We start from the raw sequence: 25,443 nt of genomic DNA, 5'->3' as shown, positions 1-25,443 counted from the left end.
TAGGAGGTTAGTGTAATGGCTTTATCTTTAGAAAGACTCGGTAAATACGATCCTAAGGACCCGCAAAAAAACAGGCTTACAGACCTGGGCCCCAGACATTTCTGGCAGTATTTCCCTCCTGTCATCCAAAATAACTATGGCAAATGGGCCTATCATGATGTCTTGGAGCCGGGTGTATTAGTACACGTTTCTGAAACAGGAGAAAAAGTATTTACAGTAAGGTGCGGCGCCGCCCGTTTCATGACCGTGCAGCACGTTCGTGAAATTTGTGAGATCGCCGACAAGTACTGTGACGGCTATGTTCGTTTCACCACCCGGAACAACATTGAGTTCCTGGTTGACAGTGAAGCCAAATTGGATGCCCTGAAAAAAGACCTGCAAGGCCGTAAATTCCCCGGCGGCAGCTTTAAGTTCCCCATCGGCGGGACAGGCGCCGGTGTAACCAACATCGTGCACACCCAGGGTTACATCCACTGCCATACTCCGGCAACCGACGCCTCTTCAATGGTTAAGTCCATCGCGGACGCACTGTTTGAAGAATTCCAGGGCATGAACCTGCCTGCCAAAGTCAGGGTCTCCATGGCTTGCTGCCTGAACATGTGCGGTGCCGTGCACTGCTCGGACATCGCTTTGCTGGGTTACCACCGCAAACCCCCCATCATTGACCATGAGGTTATTGACAAGGTTTGCGAAATTCCGCTGGCCATCGCTGCTTGCCCGCTGGGAGCCATTTCCCCGGACAAGACGCCGGAAGGCGGAAAAACAGTCAAGATCAAGCAAGACCGCTGCATGTTCTGCGGTAACTGCTACACCATGTGCCAGGCCCTGCCGCTTTCCGACAAAGAGGGCGACGGCGTGACCATCCTGGCCGGCGGTAAAATTTCCAACCGGATCAGCATGCCCAAGTTCTCCAAAGTTGTTGTGCCCTGGTTGCCGAACAACTTCCCGAGGTTCCCGGAAGTGGTCGAAAACGTTAAGAAAATCCTTAACGCTTACGCACAGGGCGCCAACAAATACGAACGCCTGGGCGACTGGGCCGAGCGTATCGGCTGGGAAAAATTCTTCGAGAAGACCGGTCTGGAATTCACCGAGCACCTTATCGACGACTACCGCCTGGCTTATGACACCTGGCGCACCAGCACTCAGTTTAAATACACCGACGCTGCCTGGAATGTATCAAAAGCAGCCGGCGGGATAGACTAATATTACCTGAGAATTAAGATATGGGGACAGACCTGCCGGCTATTTCCGCAGGGCTGTCCCTGTATTTAAAAGGAGATGCTAATATGGACGAAATTAAAAAGGCCATTGTTGAGTTTGCCGAATCCAGCAAAAAAACCAAGTTCTACTTTAAAGACATAGAGAAAGCCGTGCAAAAAGTTGTGCCGGATGCCAAAATGAGAGACATTAAAAAGGCCTGCACAGCTTTAATCAACGACGGGACATTGATCTACTTTTCCACCGGCAGCAGCACTATGTACGGATTAAAGGGAAGAGGCATGACCGAAGACCCGGAATAAACCGCGTGGCAATGGAGAGGTTGCTGCCCTTGGGACGGCGGCCTCTCTTTGTTTAAAATCCAAGTAACTACTCAGGAGTCAGATGTCGGAAGTCGGAATGAGGAAACATCGTTTTCTCGAAGTATTCTGAATTCTGACTACTGAATTCTGAATACATGAAAATGAGAGGCAGATGTTATGAAAACCCCGCAGGAATCGACTGAATTTATCAAAGAACAAATAGACATGCTTAATGAGAACCCTGAGTGTGCCAATGCCCAGTACAACCTGGGCGTTGCCTTGATGCAGCAGGGTAAGTTTAATGAGGCCATAGGGTTTTTTGAAGAAGCGATCAATAACAGCGGCAGAATGTTTGAAGCCTGCGTAAACCTGGGCTATATTTATTTTAAGCTGGGGGATATGGAAAAAGTAATCCAGGCCAATCGGAAAGCGGTGGAAATAGAACCGAGATATGCCCGTGGTTACGCCAACCTGGGGTTTGCCTATCTGCAGCTGGCCAAAACGGACGAGGCGATAAAAGCGCTGGAAAAATCCATCGAATTAAACCCGGATATCGCCCAGGCTTGGAGCAACCTGGTGAACGCCTATTTACAAAAAGGTGATTTGGACCAGGCCATTGCAACCGGGCATAAACTGGTTGAATTGGCGCCCGGTTTCGCGCTGGCGTATAATAATCTTGCTTATGCCTATTACCTAAAAGAAGATTTTGCAAAAGCCCTGACACTTCTCGACAAAGCTGTCGAATTGGGCTTTAAGCCCCATCCCGAATTTATTAAAGAACTGGAGCAATATCGAAAAAATGGATAAACTAAGCGACATTTTTGAGAAATACGAGCTGCTGGCCGCTCAAGCGGAGGAATCTTTTAATGCAATGCAGCAAAGCTACGGCGACTGCGTTAAATGTAAAGTACAGTGCTCCGACTGCTGCAGTGCGGTGTTCGGGCTGTTTCCCGTTGAGTCGGCCTATCTGAACTACCGGTTTCACGAGCTTGGTGAGCCGGCCCGAAAGGAAATAACCTCAAGATTGGAAGAATTTGAAAAATCACTGGCTGCAATGCAGGAAAAAATTCGCGCGTGCGGTGACGACACGGGGAAAATAAATGAAATCATGGCTACGCAGAGGATTAGATGTCCAATGCTGAACGATCAGCAAAAGTGTGCTATTTATGCCCACCGCCCCGTTACCTGCCGGGTTTATGGCATTCCGACAATTATTGGCGGAAAAATTCACGCCTGCTGGAAGGCCGGCTTTGAAAAAGGCAAGGCCTACCCGGCTTTCGACCTGGATAAAATTTACCGTGAACTCTTCCAGCTGTCCAAAGATTACCTGCAAAAGGTGGGGGAATCCGATTTGGATCAGGCCGGGTTATTGGTTAGCATGGCCAGGGCTATTACAGCCCCCCGGGTGGAAACCCAACAATAGTAAAAGGCACTCTTATTTTCCCGGTTGCCCGGGGGAGAAAAAAGAGTGCCTTAATGTTTTGGTTACTGCCCAAGCGCTTCTGCTGCCAACTGGCCGACAGTTTTCTCATGAGCATTGCCGTTTTGATAAATGCGCACCGGGTTATTATCTTCAGTGATGCGCTTAAGTGCCTCCATTGCTTCTTTTGTTCCAGGCGCTGATTTGGAAGTAAGCAATTTACCCGTCAACCAGGCTGCGTATCCCCTTGTTTCAGGCTCGGCCACCTGAAGAAAGCCGGTAAAATAACCCAAGGATTTTTGAATCAGTTCCGGTTTAGCTTCCGCTATTCTGGCAATGGACCGCAGCACCCTTGGCCTCAGTTCCCGGTCATTCATAAACTGGTACATGGTGGGAATATACCCGGCAAATAAATCGGGCGAATTAGCAATTATCTCACCGATGGCATCAATGGCGCCCCAGTTGGAGGAGCCGTAATCAGCGCCCGCAACAGAAGTAAATATTTTTTGCAGCAGGTCGGATACAGCGCCCGGGTCTTTTTCGACAACCACTCTGGATGCCCTGCCAAGTGCGCTCGCCGCCCTATGCCTGGTTAATTCGTCCGCCGAGTAAAGCAAGCGCTGTAAATCCCGCAGAATTCGCTTATCCCGGCCCGCAACCTCAACAATGGTTTCAAGCTGGTAATCAGCCACCCACTTTTCAACGTCCTTCTTGGTGAAACTCTTTTTAGCATAAGCCCCGGGGACAGGCTCCGGTTTGGCCACCACCTGTCTGACTTTGTCCAGCCTTCTTTGCACTGCTTCACCCGTTGCTTCCCTGATATCGTTATGAAGTCTGATAAAATAAAGCGCTCCGGAAATGCGCCTGCCTTCGAACGAGCCTGCAGGTATAATGTAATTGCTTTCAAGATCATAGTTTTCAACCAGGGCTTCCAGGTAATCTTCTTCGGGCAGCAGGTTCCAGGCCAGGTCCCAGTCCATATTGCACCCGAAAACAAGGGCTTCGGAAAAGGCCGCCCCCAGGTTATGGCCCGTGGCGTCATAGGCATATACAGCACCGCAGGAACAGGAACCTACCGGCATTTCACCCGGCCTGTGCACTTCCAGTTCCTGCGGCCTGCTAATGGGCAGGCCGCAGAAAGGACATCTGGGCTTAACCTTGCTGTTCCTGCCTGCGAATTGTTGTCCCCTGCTGGGATTATTATGCATTGTTTTTACGCGCCTCGCAATTCTGAATTGAAATAATCTTTATTCCGGACCCGGAATTTCAAAGGAGGTGCAACTGTTGCCGGAGCTGCATGATTTTGTGGTTACCTTTGGCTTGCTGCCTCCCCCCTGTCCCATAGCATAGTTGGTTTTGCTGATAACACGCTCGAAAGACTCCGAACCACACTCGGGACACTTGATTTCAACCTCTTCACGGGACCCGATGATAAATAGCTTTTCAAAAATCTTACCACATTTAAGGCACCGGAATTCAAAAATAGGCATGTCCTTCACTTCCTCGTGTCTTTGTATTCCTTTTCAGTCGTTGGGGACATTCCTCGAAGAGATGTGTCCCCTTTCATACATTGGGGACATACCTCCGACCAAAAAGCCTTGACTCTAAAGCGGAGGTGTGTCCCCTGACCGCTTATCCCAAAAGAGGAGGTGTGTCCCCTTTCCCTATTATATCAGCACGTAAACAGGCGCGTCAAACCGAACTGGCGCCGTCCCCTTTCCTTAATCCACGGCTGGTATAATGTGATCGTTGACAGGCTGATTAATGACATGCTAATCTACAGGTGGCGGCTCCTTTTCCGGCCTACCGGAACGAAGATTTTTTGTCTGGATATGTTAAAAATTGTATTAAAATCAACGACTTTTAGCACAATCCTGAAAAAAAACAGTGTTTGTTATGCTTTTCCTGAAGGAATAATTTCGCAGATAACGAATATGGTATAAGGATTTATACGGTCTAACCGTATTTTTAACAGCTGTGCAACCTGCTCCGGAGAGGAGATTTCTTGTGGGACGGGTTGCCTGCCGTCAAAAGTAAGACCATTTGTTTTAAGGAGGTGAACATAATGTACGTGGTGACCATTAACCAGGACATCTGTGAAGGTTGCGGTGAATGCGCCGACAACTGCCCGGCCTCCATCTTGGAAATGGTGGATGGCAAGGCTCAGGTGACCGGCGAACTGGATGACTGCCTGGGTTGTGAAACTTGCATGTCCGTATGCCCCAGCGGCGCAGTGAAAGTGGAAGAGTCTTAATAGTTATCTAACTAGTTGGCTCAGGGCTTATGCTCCGAGGGAGGTGTGCGAGTGAAATTACTAATTGGACAAATTCTTCCGTACATTACCGTTACGCTGTTTACTCTGGGAATACTTTACCGTTTAGGCCGCTGGGCCGGGGCGCGCATTATCCATAACATCACCCTGTCGCCCTGGCTCCAGACCAATGGTCAAGTTGCCGTAAGAATAGGTTCGGAAGCTTTCCTGTTCCGTAACCTGTTCCGGTTTGACCTGGCTTTGTGGGCCGGCGCCTTCTTAATGCATTTTGCCTTGCTGAATGTTCTCGGCGGGCATATAGTCGGCTTCGGTTTTCTGGGTGAACAGTTTGCACTGATCCCGGGTCTGGGTATTAGTCCGGAATTGAGTAAGGAAATGTCCAACCTGCTGGGCACTACTTTTGGTATTCTGCTGTTTTTATGCCTGCTTTATTTATTAATCAGGCGTTTGACCCTGACTAAAGTGAAACAGGTTACAAAGCCCAGCGACAATCTGTGGTTGATTTACCTGCTGGTGTTGGTCGGTGTGGGCGACATCATGCGTCTGTTTGAACAGTCATTCGGCGTTGAATACCAATTGGTGCGTGATTATATTGTTGCACTGGCCTTATTTAAGCCGGTGGTTGGCATGGAACTGCTGAATAACGGTTTTTTCCTTGTTCACTTTTTACTGGTTCAAATCTTACTCATCGTATTCCCATTCAGCAAGCTGATGCACCTGTTCGGTATGTTTGCCGAGCGCTGGATCGTCAACCGGGTCTACAAGGATCCCGCCCCCGGTTTACCCAATGTCGATGTAGCGGCGGCCCGTGCGGCCGGTATTGGACTGCCTTCGGATGCCGCAGAAGAGGGGGTGTAAGTTATGCCTGAATATAAGGGCATGGTGCAACCTGTCCGGGCAACGTTGGAAGAAATGCGAAAAATTCACATTGAGCCCGTGCCTGATGAATTAAAGCCTGAAAAGGCGATTGAATACTTGGATCAGATCCGGAAAAAGTTCCGTTCCTTTGTTATGGCGATGGAGTCCTGCACCAAGTGCGGGCAGTGCGCGGAAAACTGCCACACCTATCTTGGCACCAGGGACCCCAACAATATACCGACCAACAGGGCTGAACTGATCCGTAAAATCTACAAGCGGTATTTTACCCTTGAGGGACGCTGGTTCGGCAAGCTGGTTGGCGCCGAGGATATCAGCCTCGATGTTATCGAACAGTGGTATTCTTATTTTTACCAGTGCAGCCAGTGCCGCCGGTGCGCGCACGTGTGCCCGTTCGGTATCGACACTTGCGAGGTAACCTTTATCGGCCGCCAGTTATTGCACTGGCTGGGTATTACACCCAAGCTGCACGCCAGTGTGGGCGCCGCCATGGAGAGGGTTGGTAACCACACCAACCTGCCCAAACCCGGTATTGTGGACACCCTGGAATTCATGTCCGAGGAAATCATGGACGAATTCGGCGTGGAAGTTGAGTTTCCCGTTGACAAGCCTGATTCCGACATCATGTATATTCCCTCCTCGGCGGACTTCCTGCTGAACCCGTATACCCTGATGGGTGCGGGTATGTTCTTTACCTATATCGGAGCGAACTGGACCATTCCCAGTACCGTAACCGAGGCAGGTAACTTCGGATTGCTGTTTGACCAGTACTGGACCCAGCGCGGCAACGTAATGCGCCTGCTGAACGCGGCCCAGGAACTGGGCATCAAAAAGATCGTCTGGGGCGAGTGCGGTCACGGCTGGCGGGCTGCCAAGATGTATATTCCGTCGCTGGCCGACAGGCCGGTGCGCTGGCCTATCGTCCACATTCACGACGAAATTGCTAATATGATTCGCAATAAGGAACTGAAGCTGGATCCTTCTAAAAACTCCAAGCCGGTCACCCTGCATGACCCGTGCAACTACGTCCGGGCCTGCGGCTTGAATGAGAATATGCGGACAATTATCCGTGCGGTAACCACCGACTTCAGGGAAATGACACCCCATGGTATGGATAATTTCTGCTGCGGCGGCGGCTCGGCGATCCTGTTCGACGACCCGGAAATGTACCAGCGCCGGATTCTGCTCAGCCAGAAGAAGGCGGAGCAGGTGCGCGCCACCGGAGTTGGCAAAAACGGTGACGGCATCCTTTGCGCTCCGTGCTCTATTTGCAAGGCTCAACTGTACCCGATGGTGGAAGAGCATGAACTGGGCGTTGAGGTTAAGGGTCTGGTCGACCTGGTCGGCAAGGCGTTGGTTTGGAAGTAATGGTATACTGTTAGCCGGTGGATGGAGGTGTATTTAGGTATGCCCGGTATTATTATCAATGGAGTAGAAATAGAATTCGATGAAGACGGCTTCATGATCGTTCCCGACCTTTGGAACGAGGACGTTGCCAGGGCGCTTGCAGCCTCTGAAGGTATAACCGAGCTAACCGATGACCACTGGAAGATTATTAACTACCTGCGGGATTATTTCAAACAATATCATATTGCGCCCATGGTTCGTAAACTATGCAAGGAAACGGGCTGCAGTTTGAAATACATCTATGATCTTTTCCCTTCCGGGCCGGCTAAAGGAGCTTGTAAACTCGCCGGCTTGCCCAAGCCTACCGGCTGTGTGTAATAACGCCGGCGACCAGGGTGCTAAAAAAGTTGAGGGTAACTTGCAAGTAGTTGAATAAACCTGTTAAAATTCAGGCACAGGGCAGACCCGGCGCGCGCAACGCGCCGGGACAACCGTGCCTGTTATTTTTAATAAGGAAAGGGGACACACCTCCTCTTTGGGGGGCAGAGGAAAGGGGACACACCTCCTCTTTGGGGTCGTAGTTTATGGGTCGGTATGTCCCCAATATACTTGGGGTCGGAGGTATGTCCCCAACTGGTAAAGGAAGGCGATGGATGAGATGCATATATGCAGTGTACCCCGGCTGGTGGTGGCGGCTCCGCACGGTCGATCGGGCAAGACGACCGTTACGATAGGGCTGCTGTCAGCTTTAAAGGCAGCCGGCTATTGTGTACAACCATATAAAAAGGGTCCTGACTTTATTGATCCCAGCTGGATGACCAGGATCACCGGGCGGCCCTGCCGGAATCTGGACAGTTATCTGATGGACCGCGACGCCATTCGCGCCTCCTTTGCCCGCGGCGCCCTTGACGCCGGTATGGCAGTTGTTGAAGGAGCCATGGGCCTGTACGACGGTGTGGACCTTGAAGGCAGCGGGAGCACGGCGGAAATCGCCAAGGCGATCGGGGCACCGGTGATGCTGGTGGTGGACACCACCAGGATGACCCGTAGCGTGGCGGCCATGGTTTCCGGCTACATGCATTTTGACCCTGAAATCAAAATTGCGGGCGTTATCTTAAACAAAGTGGCCCGCCCGCGCCATGAGCAAATGCTTCGCGCGGCCATAGAACGCTACTGTGGGATTCCCGTGCTGGGGGTTATCCCCAAGGGCAAACAATTCAGCATCCCCGACCGCCACCTGGGCCTGATTCCGGCCGCGGAGAGCGATGAGCTGGCAACTGCTGTCGAAGCAGCCGGAGAGGACGCGGGGAAATATCTGGATCTGCAGTCAATTATCGAAATTGCACGTCAAGCCAAACCCTTTGAGGTAAGCCAACCGCGGCTTAATACACCTGTATTGAGCGGCAAGGGACTTGCCGCGTTAAAACCAGAACAGCCCATTGCAAGGGTGGCGGTATTTTTAGACCGTGCGTTTACTTTTTATTATCCGGAAAATCTTGAAGCTTTGGCTGCCGCGGGGGCGGAGCTTGTGCCGGTAAACGCCATCCAGGACGAATGCATGCCCGAGGTTGACGCGGCTTACATCGGAGGGGGTTTTCCTGAAATGTTTGCTTCCGACTTGGCTGCAAACTCAGGTTTGAAGAAGAGTTTGCAGGAGATGGTCGAAAACGGACTGCCTGTTTATGCGGAGTGCGGCGGGCTGATGTACCTGGGCAGAAAGCTGAAATGGCATGGGCAAGAACATGAAATGACAGGTATCCTGCCCTTTGACGTCAGCGTGACGGACAAGCCGCAAGGGCACGGGTATATTTCCCTGGCAGTGGAAAACAGCAATCCTTATTTTAATAAAGGGGAACATATACAAGGACACGAATTTCACCATTCAAAGGTGGAAAACCTGGACCGGGATAAGGTGCAATTTGCCTTTAAGGTTACCAGGGGCTTTGGATTGGACGGAAAACACGATGGTCTGATATACAAAAATGTACTTGCCTGTTATACCCACCTGCATTCAGTTGCCACCCCCGGGTGGGCGGAAAAACTGGTGGCAGCCGGGGCGGAACGCAGCCCCGGCCGGGTGTAAAAATTGCCGGTAGGAGATTACCGGCGATTTTTTTTGCGGTATTCGTAATACGCCCCGTAGATGAAGGCTGCAACTCCTCCAATGGCCAAAAATGCCAAAAACCCAATGGTTTTGATATTCACCTAATTCACTCCCAATTTAATGTCCCACCCTGTTGCCGCCTGCTCCGGCCGGTTTAAAATCAATCATTTCAGCCACGAGGCGCAGCGTTGATACGGTATTGGTTACAAGCACCTCGTAAAGCAGTAGAGGAAGCACATCCTGAATAGTTGCCTCCACCTCGCCGGAAGAAACCTTTTCTTTTACAATATCACCGGCCCGGTTTAAAGCCTTATTTACAAGCTGCATAATTTCACTTTGCCTCTCTTTGACAAAACCGTCCACGTCTATATTATTGCTGAACAGAACACTTACCCCCTTGAAAGTAGTCAGAAATCAGTAGTCGGAATTCAGAATACCATACGAGCTTAAAAGTTGTCCTTTTATGCTGAATACTGACTCTGTTCAAGTATTCGGAAATCAACAGCCGGAATCCACCAATGCTCCCGGTCTTCATTCTGACTCCTGACTTCCGACTCCTTATATATAATCTATTCTCGGTCTCTACTGTAAATCCTTGCCTCAATACAAAATGTTTTCCTTGGCACATAGGTTTTGTATTTTTATGAGAAACTATTAAAAAAAATTCTGGGGGTGCCAGTTCTTGTATAACCGGAAAATCATCACCAGGATGTTGCCTTTACTGCTAATGGCGCTACTGGTTTTTACAACAGCTCTGGTCATGCATAATGACGTAAAGGCTTACGCCCAAAAGAAAACCCTCTATTGGGGGAGCAGCGGCAATGACGTCTACGTGCTGCAGCAAAAATTGAGTCAATGGGGCTACTATCATGGCTGGGCGGATGGGACTTACGGTTCCGCAACCTACAAAGCCGTTATAGATTTTCAGCGGAAAAACGGGCTTAGTGCTGATGGTGTGGTTGGCCCCGATACATGGGCAGCATTGGGTTACAGTGATACTGCCGGCAGGCTCGCCGCCCAGCCTGCCGGAACGTACGCCGACAGGGGATTTGTCGAAGAGTCGCGGGATGTTGCGCTTTTGGCCAGGGTTATTGAAGGGGAAGCGGCAGATGAATCTTATTACGGTAAGCTTGCCGTGGGAGCGGTAATCCTAAACAGGGTGAGGAGCGCTTCCTTTCCGGATACCATTGCCGGGGTGATATTTCAGCCCGGAGCCTTTGAGTCGGTTTCAAACGGCCAGATCAACCGTCCATTGACCAAGGAATCCCTTAGGGCGGCAAGGGAGGCCATGGCGGGGTCGGATCCTTCCGGAGGGGCATTATTTTTTTGGAATCCCTCCAAAACTGTAAGCCCGTGGATCTGGGGCCGGCAAATTATTACCACCATTGGCCGGCATGTTTTCGCCAGATAGACCATCATGCCGCTATTGTAGCACCAGCAGAAGGATGAAAATAAAGTAAATGATAACTCTTCCGGTACAGTGTAAGGGGGCAGCTTCGAATGATTAAAAAGTGGATGGCAATAATTGGTATTGCGGCATTTGCAGCGTTTGGCCTGGGATACTGGGGGTACCAGCAAAACCAAACTAAGAAGATGCTGCAGACTGCACTGGCTAATAATTACCAGAGGGCATTTTACAACGCAGCTTACCATGTTCAAAATACAGAGGTTTTACTTGGCAAAAGTCTTGTATCGGCCGGGGTGGCTAACAACCAGCGGTTATTCGACCAAATATGGACGGAAAGCAATCAGGCAATGGATAACCTGACTCAATTACCCGTCGGTGATGAACTTTTGGGGCGTACGGTAAAATTTATTACCCAGCTTGGTGATTACTCCCGCATGCTTTCACAGCAAGTGGCCGGGGGGAAGCCTGTCAGCCCCGATCAGTTAGGAACGCTTAATAACCTGTATAACCAGGTATCCAGTTTAAACAAAGAGCTGGGGACAATTCACGCCGGTATAATGGACGGCAAATATACCTTTAGCGATCTGGCCGTTAACGGCTCCCGCCGCCTGGCCAGGGAAGGCTCCAAGCTTGCCGGTCCCAACTTTCAGGCCATCGACCGGCAGATGTACGGATATCCTACTTTAATTTATGACGGGCCTTTTTCGGATCATCTGGAGCGTGCCGGCGCCAGGGGTGTTACCGGCCAGGAGGTGAACCGGGATCGGGCCAGAACCATAGCGCTTAATCATTATGACAATAAGGGTGGCGAAAATCCCATCGCCCAGGTTACAGGGACCGTGGAGAGCAATATTCCTGCATATCGCGTGGAAATAGCCCGGCGCAAAAACGGTAAGGTTGCCGGTGAGCCTGTTGTCGTAGATGTTTCCAAAAAGGGAGGCCACCTGATCTGGATGCTAAACCCGCGCAGCATTAATAATTCCAGCTGGACAATTACAAAAGCGCGGTCAAGGGCTCAGTCATATCTTGAAAGCCATGGCTATAAAAATTTTAAACCCAGCTATTATCAAACCAATGACAATGCAGTTACCTTTAATTTTGCGCTAAACCAGGGGGGAGTTATCATCTATCCCGACCTGGTAAAAGTAACCGTTGCTCTTGATAATGGCCAGGTTGTCGGTATGGACGCCAGGGGGTATCTGACGTCTCATTATAACCGCCGGCTGCCCCGGCCAAAGTTAAACGAAATGCAGGCGCGAAAACTGGTAAGCGGCAGTTTAAAAGTGGAGGGCAGCGGGCGTCTGGCTCTAATTCCACTGGATGCAAACAGAGAAAAACTTACCTGGGAGTTTAAAGGCACCCTTGGAGGGGATTCCTACCTGGTATATATCAATGCCATTGATGGCAAAGAAGAAAAAGTGCTTCGACTGCTGGACACAAATAACGGCCTGCTGACAATGTAAAACAGTAAAACAAATCGGGTCGGGCTTACCTATTAACTTATTTCAATAGGTTAAGCCCGACCCCTTATTTTTTACTTTGGAGGAACAAATTAAAAAATGTAACGTCTTAATATTAAGTCCTACCTAAGAGGGGGTTTCGAGGCCGGCTAAATATACTTAAAAACATATTTCAAAGGAGGTTTTTTTGTGAAAAGGACAAAGAGTTTGCTGGTTGCTTTATTAACAGCACTGGTTCTTTTTTCCTTCAGCGCCGCCGCTTTTGCAGAGGATAACGGCGCACCGGACAACGTAATAACCGTTAGCGGCAGCGGCACAGTAAAAGTCGCCCCCAATACGGCTGAAGTAAGCTTTGCCGTTATCACCGAGGCAACTGAGGCCGGTGCGGCGCAAACCCGGAACGCCACCATAGTCAATAAAGTTTTGGCTGCCCTAAAAAACAGCGGAATTAGCCAGAATGACTTGGTCACTTCGGGTTATAACCTTAATCCCAAATATGTTTACGAAGAAAATAAAGCGCCAAGGATAACCGGCTACGAGGTCCGGAATGAAATAACGGTGACAGTCAGGAACATCAATTCAACAGGGAAAGTTATCGACCTAGCGGTTCAAAACGGTATCAACCAGGTCCAAAACATTCAGTTTTACTATGAAGGCGGCAAAGAGCTTAAAGCCCGGGCCCTTCGCCAGGCTGTAGAAGATGCCAGGTCCAAAGCTGAAATAATAGCCGCAGCGCTGGGCAAAAAGATTGCGGGCATAAAATCAGCCACCGGCGGCTGGTATGATAATGCGCCCCCGCCCGTAATCTACTACGATAATAAGATGGCCGGCACTGGCGGAGCCGGCGCGCCAACCCCGATCAGTCCCGGCCTGGCCGAAATCAAGGCCAGTGCTGATATAACCTACCTGTTTCAATAAATACCACTGTCAATTGACCGGTTAATTGTTGACACCCCTGATGCCCCGTGCTACAATAACCGTATTCATGTAAAAGCAAAAGCAACGATGGGGAAGAAGGGTGCTGTAAGATCAGCCAGCGAGCCGGGGGTAGTGCAAGCCCGGCGGGTTTGATGCCCCCGTGCCGCCCCGGAGCTGCCGGTTGAAATCCTTGCTGGAAAGTATGCCGTGCCGGTTTGCCGCCGTTAAAGGGTTTGAGAGGTCCGTGCCGTATTTGGGGCCGGTCAAGTAGGGTGGTACCGCGAGAACAATACATACCTCGTCCCTTTTTAAGGACGGGGTTTTTTATTTTTAACTGAAAGGGGTGATTACATGAACAATGTGGAAAAGGAAGTACTGGAGCTTCTGGAAAACAACGCCAGGCTTACGGCAGAAGAAATAGCGGTTATGCTTAATGCCGATGCTGCAGAAATCAAAAGAATAATCAGGGAGCTGGAAGACAGAAAAGCGATACTCGGGTACATTACGCTTGTTAACTGGGAGAAAGTTGGGGAAGAAAAAGTTAGCGCCCTGATTGAGGTTCGCATCACCCCTCAGAGGGATGTTGGCTTTGATGCAGTGGCTGAACGCATTTACCGTTTCCCTGAGGTTCGCAGCATGCGCCTGATGAGCGGTACCTATGACCTGGCCGTTTTTTTGGAAGGGCGCAGCATGAGGGAAATTTCCAATTTCGTTTCAACCAAGCTGGCCACCATTGAGGGAGTAGTCAGCACGACCACCCATTTTGTGCTTAAAGCCTATAAACAAGACGGGGTAATTATGGAAGATGGTGAAGAAGACAGGAGGCTGGTGATATCACCATGACGATGAGTAAATGGGCGCAAAGAATTAATCCGGCGGTGCAAAACATCCCGCCTTCGGGTATAAGAAAATTCTTCGACCTGGTAGCGGAAATGAAAGGCGTAATCTCGCTGGGCGTGGGTGAGCCCGATTTCGTCACTCCCTGGCACATTCGGGAGGCATGTATTTATTCCCTGGAAAAAGGCTATACCATGTATACCTCCAACTGGGGCCTTTTGGAGCTGCGGGAGGCAGTTGCCGCAGAACTTCAAAACACCTACAACGTTCAATACAACCCGCGTAACGAAATTCTAATTACCGTGGGCGTCAGTGAGGCGCTGGATCTGGCCATGCGGGCGCTGTTACAGCCCGGGGACGAAGTTTTAATTCCCGAACCTTCATATGTATCCTACGCGCCCTGCACTACGCTGGCCGGAGGCAAACCCGTGTTTTTACCCACCAGCCTGGATAACGGCTTCCAAATATCCGCCGACCAGGTCCGGGCGGCCATAACTCCTAATACCAGGGTGCTGCTGCTATGCTATCCCAACAACCCCACCGGCGCCGTTATGGAGCGGGAGGAACTGGCCAGGATAGCTGAAGTTGCAGTGGAGCACGACCTGGTGGTTATTTCCGACGAGATATACGACCGGCTTACTTATGTCGGGCAGCATACCTGCATGTCCTCACTGCCGGGTATGCAGGAGCGCACCATACTGCTGAACGGCTTCAGCAAAGCTTACGCCATGACGGGCTGGCGGGTTGGCTACGCTGCCGGCAACCCTGATTTTATTGGGGCCATGACTAAAATTCACCAGTATTCCATGCTATGCACTCCGATAACCGGGCAAATGGCAGCTCTGGAGGCCCTTAAAAACGGCAGGGCCGGCATGCGCCGCATGGTTGAACATTATAACCGCAGGCGGCACCTGGTGGTTCAGGCCTTTAAAGATATGGGTGTGCCGTGTTTTGAACCCGGCGGGGCTTTTTATGCCTTTCCCCAGGTATCGGTTACCGGCTTGAGCTCTGAACAATTTGCCGAAGAACTGCTTAAACAGGAGCAGGTGGCCCTTGTCCCGGGTAACGCCTTCGGAAAGTCTGGTGAGGGGTTTGTAAGGGTTTCTTACGCCGCCTCCATAGATGATCTGAGCGAAGCGTTCCGCCGGATGGCTCGTTTTGTCCGGCGCTGCGGGGTGCGCCCGCGGGTGATCTCGGCCCCGTCTCAAATATCAGCCGCCCGGCAAGAAGGAATTTGTCAAACTTTATAGAATCAAAGCTATTGTTTATATAGGGACAAGGAAGTGGAAAACTTATGATTTGGGACCCTCAACATGAATGTATGGACAGGGAGGAACTGCGCTCCCTGCAATTAAAAAGACTGAAAGAGACGGTGACCCGGGTTTACGAAAGGGTCCCGTTTTATCGTCAGGCCCTGGACAGGGCCGGAGTCCTGCCGGGGGACATTCAGTCGCTGGCTGATGTAACCAGGCTGCCCTTTACCGATAAAACAGCGCTGCGGGATAACTACCCTTACGGGCTGTTTGCCTTGCCCAAAAAGCAAATAGTCAGGCTGCACGCCTCCTCCGGCACCACCGGCAAGCCAACCGTGGTGGGATACTCCCGCCGGGACCTGGAGAACTGGTCCAACCTGGTGGCCCGGGTGGTTACGATGGCCGGGGTTACGGACGAGGACGTGGTGCAGATCACCTTCGGCTACGGGCTTTTTACCGGCGCCTTCGGCCTGCACTACGGGCTGGAAAAAGTGGGTGTAACGCTGGTGCCGGCTTCAGTGGGCAATACCACCCGGCAGATTATGCTGATGCAGGACTTCGGGGCCACCGCCCTGGTCGGCACACCTTCATATGCCCTGCACCTGGCCGATACTGCCCGCGGGCTGGGGATAGACCCGGCATCCCTGGGCATCCGCACCGGCCTGTTCGGCGCCGAGGCCTGGACCGAAAGCATGCGGGCTGAGCTGGAGCGCACCTGGAACATGAAGGCGACTGATAACTACGGGCTCAGTGAAGTTATGGGGCCCGGCGTGGCCGGTGAATGCCTGCATTTTGCCGGCCAGCACATTAACGAGGACCATTTCCTGGTGGAAATCATCGACCCTGAGACGGGTGAGCAGCTGCCGCCGGGGCAAGAGGGTGAGCTGGTTATAACCACGCTGACCAAGGAGGCCCTGCCCATACTGCGCTACCGCACCAGAGATATAACTGTAATCAACGAGGAGAAATGTGAGTGCGGCCGGACCCTGGCCAGGATGCGTAAAATACGCGGCCGGACTGATGACATGCTGATCATATCCGGGGTCAACGTATTCCCGTCCCAGATTGAAACCGTGTTGATGAATATAGACGGCCTTTCACCGCACTATCAAATCTTAGTAAACAAAAAAGGCTACCTGGATATCATGGAAGTCCAGGTGGAACTTACCGACGAGATGTTTACCGGTCACTTCCGGGACTTGGAGGCCCTGGAAAGCAAGATCCGGCAGAAAATATTCAGTGTTTTGTCGATTAATTGTAAAGTGAGGCTGTTAGAGCCGCGTTCACTTGCCCGCAGCGAGGGCAAGATAAAACGGGTTATCGACAACCGGCCCAAGGAATAAAAGAATTGGAGGGAAGAGTCTTGAAGGAATTGCTATCCGGCAATGCCGCCATAGCCAGGGGCGCTTATGAATACGGCGTTACCCTTGCGGCTGGTTACCCCGGCACCCCCAGCACCGAAATCCTGGAGAACCTCTCCCGCTACGACGAGGTTTACAGTGAATGGGCTCCCAACGAAAAGGTAGCCCTGGAAGTGGGCATCGGCGCCGCCATGGCCGGGGCCAGGGCCCTGGTTACCATGAAACACGTTGGCGTCAACGTGGCTGCGGACCCGCTGTTTACAGCGGCCTACACCGGCGTTAACGGGGGACTGGTGCTGGTATCGGCGGACGACCCGGGCATGCACAGCTCTCAGAACGAACAGGACAACCGTTATTACGCCAGGTTCGCCAAAATAGCCATGTTGGAACCTGCGGACAGCCAGGAGGCCAAGGACATGGTGGGACTGGGCCTGGAAATCAGTGAAAAATTTGATATCCCGGTCATGCTGCGCATAACCACCCGGGTGGCGCACTCCCAGAGCATGGTTGAGCTGGGCGAACCGGGAGCCAGGGAAATCAAGCAATACGCCAAAGATGTCAAAAAGAACCTGATGGTGCCCGCCTTCGGGCGCCTGCGCAGGGTCAGCCTGGCGGAAAGACTGGCTAAACTTACTGCATACAGTGAAAGTGCCCCCGTTAATTTCATCGTCAAAGGCAGTGCCAAAACCGGCGTTATTACCAGCGGCATCAGCTACCAGTTTGTCCGGGAAGTGCTGCCGGACGCCTCGGTGCTGAAACTGGGCCTTACCAACCCGCTGCCGGTCGAACTGATTAAACAATTTGCCTCCTGCGTAGAGTCTTTATATGTGGTTGAAGAGCTTGAGCCCTTTTTGGAAGAACAAATTCGCATGCTGGGCATTAAAGTAACCGGCAAGGAACTTTTCCCCGCTACCGGCGAGTTCAGCCAGGGCCTGGTCAGGCGTAAATTCATCGAAGCCGGCGTATTGCCCGCCCGGCCGGCGGCGGAAAACCCGCTTGCGGGGCTGCCCGCCGCGCCGCCCCGCCCGCCGGTATTATGCCCCGGCTGCCCGCACCGCGGCGTGTTTTATACCCTGCGCCGGCTTAAACTGACCGTGACCGGCGACATCGGCTGCTATACCCTGGGCGGCCTGCCTCCCCTGGAAGGCATCGACAGTTGCGTATGTATGGGCGCCAGTATCGGCATGTCCCACGGCATTGACAAGGCTGTCCCCGGCCTCAGGGGTAAAACCGTGGCGGTTATCGGGGACTCCACATTCCTGCATTCCGGGATCACGGGTCTTTTAAACACAGTTTATAACGGCGGCGACAGCACGGTCATCATTTTAGACAACCGCACCACCGCCATGACCGGCCACCAGGACCACCCGGCCACCGGGCGCACCCTTAAAGGCAAGGAAGCTCCCGAAGTGGACCTGACCATGCTCTGCAAGGCATTGGGCGTGCCAAGGGTGGAGGTGGTCGATCCCCTGGATATGGCAAAATTAAAAGAAGTTGTTCAAACCGAAGTGGCCGCTTCCGGCCCGTCGGTGATCATAGCCAGGCGGCCCTGTGCATTGTTGAAACGGGAGAACAGGCCCGCCGTAACGGTGGACCCGGAAAAATGCAACGGCTGTAAAACTTGCCTCAGGCTGAGCTGCCCGGCCATTTCAGTTACAGATAAAAAGTCCGCGGTGGACCCCAACCTGTGCGTCGGGTGCAACCTGTGCGTCCAGGTATGCAAAACCGGGGCGATGAAAGGTGGGAATGCCTGTGCTTAAACCGGTTGATGTATTGATGGTGGGAGTCGGCGGGCAGGGAACCATCCTGGCCAGCAAAGTGCTGGCGGCGGCCGCCCGTGCCGTCGGCTATGATGTCAAAGTGTCCGAAATTCACGGTATGGCCCAGCGGGGCGGCAGCGTGGTCACCCAGGTCCGCCTGGGGGAAAAAGTCCACTCACCGTTGATTTCAGAGGGTGAGGCTGATGTTATACTGGCCTTTGAGCAGCTGGAAGCGCTGCGCTGGCTTTCCTACCTGAAGCCGGGCGGCGCCGTAATCATCAATGACCAGCAGATTTACCCCGTGCCGGTTCTGGCAGGCGAGGCGGAATACCCGGCCGGTATAATCGAACAAATCAAAGGCAAAATAAATAACGTGCTGGTTTTGGATGCGCTGCGGCAGTCCATCCGGTGCGGCAACGCCAAAGCGGCCAATGTGGTTTTACTGGGCGCACTGGCCAGGGAATTGCCGATTGAAGAAGAAATTTGGCGGGAGGCCCTGGCGGCCACGGTACCGCCCAAATTCCTGGAAGTTAACAACGCCGCCTTTACCGCCGGGTATAATTCCAGGTCATTGTAGGTGCGCGGCATGCCGTGCACCTACAGGTGATCACGCATTTTGTTGGGACAGCCATATGGGACTGCCTTCGGGCAGTTTTTCTTTTTTAATTTTTTCAAGGTTAAAAAGGGATATAATATGTAGGTGCGGAAGTAAAAACCAAGTAGGGGCGGGCGATCCTGTCCGCCCGCTTCGGCGATAATACTTGTAACTATTCAGGAGCCGGGAGTCGGAATGAGAGAACGGTTATCGTCTAGCAATATTCTGAATTCTGATTGCTGAATTCCAAAGACCTAATAAAACACTGGGAGGATCGTTATAATGACCGGCGTAGTAGACAAAATGCGCAATAATTTAAGACAAGCCATGGCCGCAGCTACCGCGGCTGCCGTTGAGGCAGGCCAGCTGCCGCCGGTGGATTTGCCCGAATATGTGGTTGAGGTGCCCCGGGAGCGGGAGCACGGAGATTTTGCCACCAATCTGGCCATGCTGCTGCCCAGGCAGGCCCGGATGGCGCCGCGGAAAATTGCCGAGATCCTATTGGAAAACCTGCCCCGTTCAATGCAGTGGCTGGAGCGGGCGGAAGTGGCCGGCCCCGGTTTTATTAATTTCCACCTGGACCCGCGCTGGGTGCTGGAGGCCCTGCCCGAGGCGGTTGCCAGGCAATCCGCCTATGGCCGGGTGGAGGCGGGAAAAGGCCGCAGAGTGCAGGTTGAGTTTGTCAGCGCCAATCCCACCGGCTTGCTGCACATGGGTAATGCCAGGGGGGCGGCCCTGGGCGACAGCATTGCTTCAATTTTGGACGCTGCCGGCTGGCAGGTTACCAGGGAATATTACATTAACGACGCCGGCAACCAGATCGAGAATTTTGCCCTAACGCTGGAAGCCCGTTACTTCCAACTGCTGGGCCGGGAGGCCGAAGTGCCTGAAAACGGCTACCACGGGCAGGATATAGTTGATACGGTGCGCCGTTTTATTGAAGATAACGGTGACGGTTTGCTGGAGGCGGATCGCGCCAAAAGACTGAATACCCTGGTGGAATACGCTCTTAAAGAAAAAACCGGCGCCATAAAAAAAGGGCTGGCCGATTTTGGGGTGCATTATGACGTATGGTTTTCCGAACAGTCACTGCACGACAGCGGCAAGGTGGAAGAAGCCGTAAACCGTCTCAGGGAGAGAGGCCATATTTATGAAAAAGACGGCGCCCTGTGGTTTAAAGCCAGCTCCTTTGGAGTGGAAAAAGACGAGGTGCTGGTCCGGAAAAACGGGATCCCCACTTATTTTGCCGCCGACATAGCCTATCACATGAACAAATTTGAGCGAGGCTTTGACTGGGTGATCAACATCTGGGGCGCGGACCATCACGGCCATGTACCCAGGATGAAAGGGGCCATGGAGGCGCTGGGCTATAACCCGGAGGCCCTGCACGTAATCTTGATGCAACTGGTCAGGCTGTTCAGCGGCGGAGAGATCGTGCGCATGTCCAAGCGCACCGGGCAGTTCGTTACCCTGGAGGAACTGGTGGATGAGGTGGGACGCGACGCGGCGCGCTACTTTTTTATTATGCGCAGCGCGGACAGTCACCTGGATTTCGACCTGGACCTGGCCAGATCCCAGTCCAATGATAACCCGGTGTATTACGTTCAATACGCCCATGCCCGTATTTGCAGCATCTTCAGGCAGCTGGCGGAACAGGGCAGGAGTATTCCCCCGGCTGACAGGGTGGACCTGAGGCTGTTGAAAGAGGAAGCCGAGTTAGCGCTGGCCCGGCGGTTGGCCGACTACCCGGAAGAGGTCGCCATGGCGGCGCGGCAGCTGGCTCCCCACCGCATTGCCCGTTATGTGCACGAGGTGGCGGGCTTGCTGCACAGCTTTTATAACGTGCATAGGGTTATAACCGGTGATGTTGAATTGAGCAATGCCCGCCTGCTGCTGGTGGAGGCCACCCGGGTGGTGTTGAGGAACGGGCTGGGGCTGCTGGGTGTAAACGCGCCCGAAAAAATGTAAGGAGGGGTACCATGCGCGAAGTAATTATGACCACCCTGGCCGGGTTTTTAATCGGCGTATTATTTGCCAAGCTTAAACTTCCCGTCCCCGCTCCCCCCACCCTGGCAGGGGTTATGGGCATTGTTGGTCTCTTCCTGGGTTACGTCGCAGCTGCCAAATATTTTGGATAAACTCCTGCTTATTCTTATGATCAAATCCGCCGGCTCTTGTTGACAAGCCGTTAGGTCGTGATAGAATATTTAAGGTGATTATAGAACAAGACAACAGGAGGAGCACCATGGCCAAGTTTATTTTTGTTACCGGGGGCGTTGTATCCTCTTTGGGAAAGGGGATAACAGCAGCTTCCCTGGGCCGGTTGCTTAAAAGCCGTGGGCTTAAAGTGGCCATTCAAAAACTTGATCCCTATATTAATATAGATCCCGGTACCATGAGTCCCTACCAGCACGGAGAGGTATTCGTAACCGAGGACGGAGCTGAAACAGACCTTGATTTGGGTCATTATGAGCGGTTTATAGACGTTGACCTGGGCAGGAGCAGCAACGTGACCACCGGCACCGTGTACTGGTCGGTCCTCAACAAGGAGCGCCGGGGAGACTACCTTGGGGCCACCGTACAGGTGATTCCCCATATTACCAATGAGATAAAGGACCGGGTACTCCGGATTGCCCGGGAACTGGAACCGGACGTGGTTCTCTGCGAGATCGGCGGCACCGTGGGGGATATTGAATCCCTGCCGTTTCTGGAAGCTATTCGCCAGTTAAAAAGCGACCTTGGCCGGGATAACGTCATGTACATACACGTGACCCTGGTACCCTACCTCAGGGTGGCTAATGAGCTTAAAACCAAGCCCACCCAACACAGCGTTAAGGAACTGCGCGGCATAGGCATTCAGCCCGACGTCCTGGTATGTCGCACTGAAAAACCTCTTTCCAGGGAAATGATCGAAAAATTGGCCCTGTTTTGTGATACCGACCGGGATGCCGTAGTCCAGGCAGTGGATGCCTCTCATATTTACGAAGTCCCGCTGATGATGGAAGAAGAGGGACTGGGCGACCTGGCTGTGCGAAGACTTGGCCTTAAGTGTTTAACCCCGCCAGACCTTTCCGAGTGGCGGGTGATGGTGGATAAGATGAAAAATTTATACCGTCGCACAACCATAGCCCTGGTCGGCAAATACGTGGCACTGCACGATGCCTATATCAGCGTGGCCGAGGCTTTACGCCACGCAGGCCTTTTCCATGGCGCGGCGGTGGAGATTCGCTGGGTCAATTCCGAGGAATTGGAAAGCCGGCCCGTGGAAGAGATGCTAACCGGCGTCGACGGCATAGTGGTGCCGGGTGGTTTTGGTGACAGGGGTATTGAGGGCAAAATTAACGCCATCAGATTTGCCCGCGAGAGAAAAATTCCCCTGCTGGGGTTGTGCCTGGGCATGCAGCTGGCTGTTGTGGAGTACGCCAGGAACGTGCTTGGCTGGACTTCAGCCAACAGTACCGAATTCAATGCCAACACCGCCTATCCGGTGATAGATTTGCTGCCTGAACAAAAGGAATTGGACAAGATGGGCGGTACCATGCGTCTGGGCAGGTATCCCTGCAGATTGGTGCCGGGTACATTGGCCCGGCGGGCCTATGGTGAGGAAATTATTTACGAGAGGCACCGCCACAGGTATGAGTTTAATAATAAATACAGGGATGCGCTGGTTGAGGCCGGACTGGTAGTTAGCGGCACTTTGCCCGACCGCTATTTGGTGGAAATAATTGAATTAAAGGATCACCCCTGGTTTGTAGCAACCCAGTTCCACCCGGAATTTAAATCCCGCCCTTATAAACCGCACCCGTTGTTCAGGGATTTTATCGGAGCTGCGTTATAGGTAGGGGACACACCTCTTTCAGGAGCCAGAAGTCAGAATTCAGGGGTCAGAATGAGAGAACCGGCTCGGGGTATTGGTTTATTCTGACTCCTGAATTCTGACTATCTCAATAGTAACTAACACAGTAATTTTAACAGCTTTGGTCAGCCCAAGGCTTTTTCTTTAACCAATTCCCCTTAAAGGTTGTGAAAAGTTTGAAGCGAAAAGTTATCGCCGGGATCATCATAGGAGTTGTGCTTATTTCACTGGTAATAGCCGCCCTTGATCAAGGCGGCGGGGCGGGCGCATACAGTAAGAATGCCGCCGGGGGCGCCGTGGGTGTGATCCGCATCAGCGGCGTTATTGCCGGAGGGGCGGATTCAGCGGGGCTTTTTGAATCCGCGGTGGGGTCGGAAACAATTATGGAACAGCTGCGCAGGGCAGCCGCCGATCCGGCAATTAAGGCAGTTTTACTCAGGCTTGACACACCCGGCGGAACAACAGGCGCCTCGCAGGAAATCGCGCTGGAAGTGGACCGGCTGCGCAAGGCCGGCAAAAAGGCGGTTGCATCAATGGGGGACGTCGCTGCTTCAGGAGGGTACTGGATCGCATCCCGGTGCGATAAAATAGTGGCCAGCCCTGGCACTATTACCGGCAGTATAGGCGTGATTATGACCACCAGCGACCTTCAGGGCCTATATCAGAAACTGGGCGTGGCAAACAGGGTTTTTAAGAGCGGGAAACATAAAGATATGGGCTCGCCAAACCGTGATATCACCGGCGAAGAGCAGGCCATATTTCAGGGTATGGTGGATGAAATGTATGAACAGTTTATCGCCACTGTATCCGAAGGGCGGAACATGGAACCTGACGAAGTTAGGAAACTGGCGGACGGGCGGGTCTATACCGGTAAGCAGGCGCTGGATAACGGTTTGGTTGATGTCCTGGGCAACTATTACGATGCCGTTGAACTGGCAGCTGACCTGGCTGGAATCAAGGGTAAGCCCGAGGTGATTGAGCTGGCACCCCAGCATACCTGGTGGGAGACCCTGGCCAGGGTTAAACTTGGCCTGCCGCCGCTGCAATCGGGCGCCTGGTTTTTATTAGACCCCGGCGCACCGGTGGTGAATTAAAGGAGGAATACCATGGAAAACCAGGACGGGGCCCATAAGACCGGCGGTGAAGAGCAAAATGAAAATGTATATCCGGAACAAGATAGGGAAATTATCCTAAATAATGATGAAATTAATCTGAATAGCAAACCCGAGTCCAGAAGCGAACTTGATCAAGCCGGAATGCTTGAGCTAATCTACGGAACGCTGTTTGACCCTGCCCGGACCTTTGCCGGTTTTGCCAGTAATCCCCGGATTGGTGCTGCAGTTTTAGTATTTTTTTCTGTAAACATTTTGGAAGCATTAATGGGTTATTATACCACGCCGCGTTTTTTTCAGTCCCTGCGTATACCGGGAATGCTTGAATATGATTATGTTAAAGTTACTGCCATTCTGGTGGCAGCGGGCGGGTTTTTATTTGGCCTGGTTAAATGGTTTGTTATGTCGGGCCTGCTGCACCTGTTGTCAGAGCTGCTTGGCGGCAGGGGCGGCGCCCGCAATGTTTTTGCCGTATACGGGCTTGCCGGCCTGCCGGTTGTTTTTATGCTGCCGGTTCAGGTAATGCTGATGGTTTTCCCCGGAGGTTTTCTCCAGGCCTTAACCGCAGCTTTATGTGGCATAGCGGTGTTTGTCTGGAGCACAGTGCTGCTTGTTATTGGACTGCGGGAGGTGCATCAGTTTAGCGCCGGAAAGGCAATTCTGGTGGTTATAGCTCCATGGAGCATAATTGTTGTTTTGGCAATAGTATCCATTGTTGTAATTGGATCATCAATAGCCGGCCTGCAAACCGGCCGGTTCATCTAATTACAAAAAAATAGAAATGTTTAACAATTTGGTGCAGGGATTTTTTTTCCCCCGTCGAAGTGAATTCCAACAGGTTTGATGGGGGGGGGAAAATGTGACAAAAAACACCGAAACAGTATTGGTGGTAGATGACCAACCCGGCGTCCGGAGGCTGATTTGTGAGGCTCTATTAGATGATGGCCGCCTGGTGGAACAGGCATCAAACGGTATGGAAGCTTTAAAAAAGCTTGCCAAAAAAAAATACCGGCTAATTTTATTGGATATAAAAATGCCTGGTATGAACGGTCTGGAAACGCTGAATGAAATTAGGAAGGTTGATTCCGGCGTTCCTGTGGTGATGATGACGGCTTACAGTGAACTGGACATTCTGGAAAAGATAAGTGGAAAAGGTGTTGATCACATCAGCAAACCTTTCGACCTGAATGAGTTGCGCGCGTTGGTTAATAATATTATTTCCAGGGAGGCAGCCTCCCGGGCAGAAATAAAGACGGGTTAGCAGGATAATATCGTGAAAAAAGGATTTGCAGGAGCTTGTGTCGAATGATGTGTCAAATGATATGATTTGCACAAGCACTATCT

General features: G+C 52.1%; 26 protein-coding genes. 23 read left to right on the top strand and 3 right to left on the bottom strand.

All coding sequences use genetic code 11. The features are described from left to right. Nucleotides 1-15 precede the first annotated feature (15 nt). The 4 genes from dsrB to H569_RS0107140 all read left to right on the top strand — a co-directional run bounded on the left by dsrB (nucleotide 16) and on the right by H569_RS0107140 (nucleotide 2,943). A complete protein-coding gene (gene dsrB, locus H569_RS0107155) occupies nucleotides 16-1,203 on the top strand; it encodes a dissimilatory-type sulfite reductase subunit beta (RefSeq protein ID WP_027364442.1) in 1,188 nt (395 codons plus the stop codon). Between the two features lie 83 nt (nucleotides 1,204-1,286). After that, nucleotides 1,287-1,520, top strand: a complete 234-nt coding sequence (locus H569_RS0107150; protein WP_027364441.1) for a dissimilatory sulfite reductase D family protein — start codon at nucleotides 1,287-1,289, stop codon at nucleotides 1,518-1,520. Nucleotides 1,521-1,697: 177 nt separating this feature from the next. After that, nucleotides 1,698-2,327, top strand: a complete 630-nt coding sequence (locus H569_RS0107145; protein WP_027364440.1) for a tetratricopeptide repeat protein — start codon at nucleotides 1,698-1,700, stop codon at nucleotides 2,325-2,327. After that, nucleotides 2,320-2,943: a YkgJ family cysteine cluster protein gene (locus tag H569_RS0107140; RefSeq protein ID WP_027364439.1), complete on the top strand. Its 624-nt coding sequence runs from the start codon at nucleotides 2,320-2,322 to the stop codon at nucleotides 2,941-2,943. The genes H569_RS0107145 and H569_RS0107140 overlap by 8 nt, the downstream gene beginning before the upstream one ends. 62 nt (nucleotides 2,944-3,005) lie before the next feature. On the opposite strand, the gene H569_RS0107135 is transcribed toward H569_RS0107140, so the two are convergent. After that, complete coding sequence (locus tag H569_RS0107135; protein WP_027364438.1) at nucleotides 3,006-4,148, bottom strand: DVU0298 family protein; 1,143 nt, start codon at nucleotides 4,146-4,148, stop codon at nucleotides 3,006-3,008. Nucleotides 4,149-4,187: 39 nt separating this feature from the next. Then, nucleotides 4,188-4,430 carry an FmdB family zinc ribbon protein gene (locus H569_RS0107130; RefSeq protein WP_027364437.1) on the bottom strand — a complete coding sequence of 81 codons (243 nt, stop codon included), beginning with the start codon at nucleotides 4,428-4,430 and terminating at the stop codon, nucleotides 4,188-4,190. A gap of 575 nt (nucleotides 4,431-5,005) precedes the next feature. Here H569_RS0107130 and H569_RS0107120 point away from each other — a divergent pair. The 5 genes from H569_RS0107120 to H569_RS0107100 all read left to right on the top strand — a co-directional run bounded on the left by H569_RS0107120 (nucleotide 5,006) and on the right by H569_RS0107100 (nucleotide 9,518). Then, entirely contained in the window at nucleotides 5,006-5,194 is a 189-nt protein-coding gene (locus H569_RS0107120) for an indolepyruvate ferredoxin oxidoreductase subunit alpha (RefSeq protein WP_027364435.1), read from the top strand. 51 nt (nucleotides 5,195-5,245) lie between these two features. After that, the gene (locus H569_RS0107115) at nucleotides 5,246-6,070 is read left to right on the top strand and encodes a respiratory nitrate reductase subunit gamma (protein WP_027364434.1); all 825 of its coding nucleotides are present in this window, start codon (nucleotides 5,246-5,248) and stop codon (nucleotides 6,068-6,070) included. A gap of 3 nt (nucleotides 6,071-6,073) precedes the next feature. Then, on the top strand, nucleotides 6,074-7,456 hold the full coding sequence (locus H569_RS0107110; RefSeq protein WP_027364433.1) for a (Fe-S)-binding protein: 1,383 nt from the start codon (nucleotides 6,074-6,076) through the stop codon (nucleotides 7,454-7,456). A gap of 39 nt (nucleotides 7,457-7,495) precedes the next feature. Further along, nucleotides 7,496-7,813, top strand: coding sequence for a TusE/DsrC/DsvC family sulfur relay protein (locus H569_RS0107105; RefSeq protein ID WP_027364432.1), 318 nt, complete (start codon nucleotides 7,496-7,498; stop codon nucleotides 7,811-7,813). A 280-nt stretch (nucleotides 7,814-8,093) separates the two neighbouring features. Continuing rightward, nucleotides 8,094-9,518: a cobyrinate a,c-diamide synthase gene (locus tag H569_RS0107100; protein WP_027364431.1), complete on the top strand. Its 1,425-nt coding sequence runs from the start codon at nucleotides 8,094-8,096 to the stop codon at nucleotides 9,516-9,518. A gap of 138 nt (nucleotides 9,519-9,656) precedes the next feature. On the opposite strand, the gene H569_RS19540 is transcribed toward H569_RS0107100, so the two are convergent. Then, complete coding sequence (locus tag H569_RS19540) at nucleotides 9,657-9,866, bottom strand: hypothetical protein (RefSeq protein ID WP_051273410.1); 210 nt, start codon at nucleotides 9,864-9,866, stop codon at nucleotides 9,657-9,659. A gap of 400 nt (nucleotides 9,867-10,266) precedes the next feature. Between H569_RS19540 and sleB the strand changes: the two genes are divergently transcribed. The 14 genes from sleB to H569_RS0107015 all read left to right on the top strand — a co-directional run bounded on the left by sleB (nucleotide 10,267) and on the right by H569_RS0107015 (nucleotide 25,360). Continuing rightward, nucleotides 10,267-10,950: a spore cortex-lytic enzyme gene (sleB, locus tag H569_RS0107085; protein ID WP_238492491.1), complete on the top strand. Its 684-nt coding sequence runs from the start codon at nucleotides 10,267-10,269 to the stop codon at nucleotides 10,948-10,950. A gap of 89 nt (nucleotides 10,951-11,039) precedes the next feature. After that, nucleotides 11,040-12,410, top strand: a complete 1,371-nt coding sequence (ypeB, locus tag H569_RS0107080) for a germination protein YpeB (RefSeq protein WP_051273397.1) — start codon at nucleotides 11,040-11,042, stop codon at nucleotides 12,408-12,410. Between the two features lie 186 nt (nucleotides 12,411-12,596). Beyond that, nucleotides 12,597-13,325: an SIMPL domain-containing protein gene (locus H569_RS0107075; RefSeq protein WP_027364428.1), complete on the top strand. Its 729-nt coding sequence runs from the start codon at nucleotides 12,597-12,599 to the stop codon at nucleotides 13,323-13,325. Between the two features lie 351 nt (nucleotides 13,326-13,676). Next, nucleotides 13,677-14,168, top strand: a complete 492-nt coding sequence (locus H569_RS0107065) for an Lrp/AsnC family transcriptional regulator (protein ID WP_027364427.1) — start codon at nucleotides 13,677-13,679, stop codon at nucleotides 14,166-14,168. Further along, nucleotides 14,165-15,412, top strand: a complete 1,248-nt coding sequence (locus tag H569_RS0107060) for an aminotransferase class I/II-fold pyridoxal phosphate-dependent enzyme (protein WP_027364426.1) — start codon at nucleotides 14,165-14,167, stop codon at nucleotides 15,410-15,412. The genes H569_RS0107065 and H569_RS0107060 overlap by 4 nt, the downstream gene beginning before the upstream one ends. 44 nt (nucleotides 15,413-15,456) lie before the next feature. Further along, a complete protein-coding gene (locus tag H569_RS0107055) occupies nucleotides 15,457-16,758 on the top strand; it encodes a phenylacetate--CoA ligase family protein (protein WP_027364425.1) in 1,302 nt (433 codons plus the stop codon). Between the two features lie 20 nt (nucleotides 16,759-16,778). Next, entirely contained in the window at nucleotides 16,779-18,536 is a 1,758-nt protein-coding gene (gene iorA / locus H569_RS0107050) for an indolepyruvate ferredoxin oxidoreductase subunit alpha (RefSeq protein ID WP_027364424.1), read from the top strand. Next, complete coding sequence (locus H569_RS0107045; protein ID WP_027364423.1) at nucleotides 18,529-19,113, top strand: indolepyruvate oxidoreductase subunit beta; 585 nt, start codon at nucleotides 18,529-18,531, stop codon at nucleotides 19,111-19,113. Before iorA ends, H569_RS0107045 begins: the two co-directional genes overlap by 8 nt. A gap of 300 nt (nucleotides 19,114-19,413) precedes the next feature. After that, nucleotides 19,414-21,099: an arginine--tRNA ligase gene (gene argS / locus H569_RS0107040; protein WP_027364422.1), complete on the top strand. Its 1,686-nt coding sequence runs from the start codon at nucleotides 19,414-19,416 to the stop codon at nucleotides 21,097-21,099. 11 nt (nucleotides 21,100-21,110) lie between these two features. Continuing rightward, the gene (locus H569_RS0107035) at nucleotides 21,111-21,269 is read left to right on the top strand and encodes a XapX domain-containing protein (RefSeq protein WP_027364421.1); all 159 of its coding nucleotides are present in this window, start codon (nucleotides 21,111-21,113) and stop codon (nucleotides 21,267-21,269) included. 107 nt (nucleotides 21,270-21,376) lie between these two features. Next, entirely contained in the window at nucleotides 21,377-22,969 is a 1,593-nt protein-coding gene (locus H569_RS0107030; protein WP_027364420.1) for a CTP synthase, read from the top strand. Between the two features lie 194 nt (nucleotides 22,970-23,163). Further along, nucleotides 23,164-24,081 (top strand): signal peptide peptidase SppA, encoded by a 918-nt coding sequence (gene sppA, locus H569_RS19535; RefSeq protein WP_081410913.1) that lies wholly within the window; start codon nucleotides 23,164-23,166, stop codon nucleotides 24,079-24,081. A gap of 12 nt (nucleotides 24,082-24,093) precedes the next feature. Then, complete coding sequence (locus H569_RS0107020; protein WP_027364419.1) at nucleotides 24,094-24,864, top strand: Yip1 family protein; 771 nt, start codon at nucleotides 24,094-24,096, stop codon at nucleotides 24,862-24,864. A gap of 94 nt (nucleotides 24,865-24,958) precedes the next feature. Then, nucleotides 24,959-25,360 (top strand): response regulator, encoded by a 402-nt coding sequence (locus H569_RS0107015; protein ID WP_027364418.1) that lies wholly within the window; start codon nucleotides 24,959-24,961, stop codon nucleotides 25,358-25,360. Nucleotides 25,361-25,443 lie beyond the last annotated feature (83 nt).

The sequence above is a fragment of the Desulfotruncus alcoholivorax DSM 16058 genome (assembly GCF_000430885.1).
GTDB lineage: Bacteria > Bacillota > Desulfotomaculia > Desulfotomaculales > Desulfallaceae > Desulfotruncus > Desulfotruncus alcoholivorax.
Note: the sequence above shows the minus strand (reverse complement) of the source record. Positions and strands in the feature narration are given on the sequence as shown.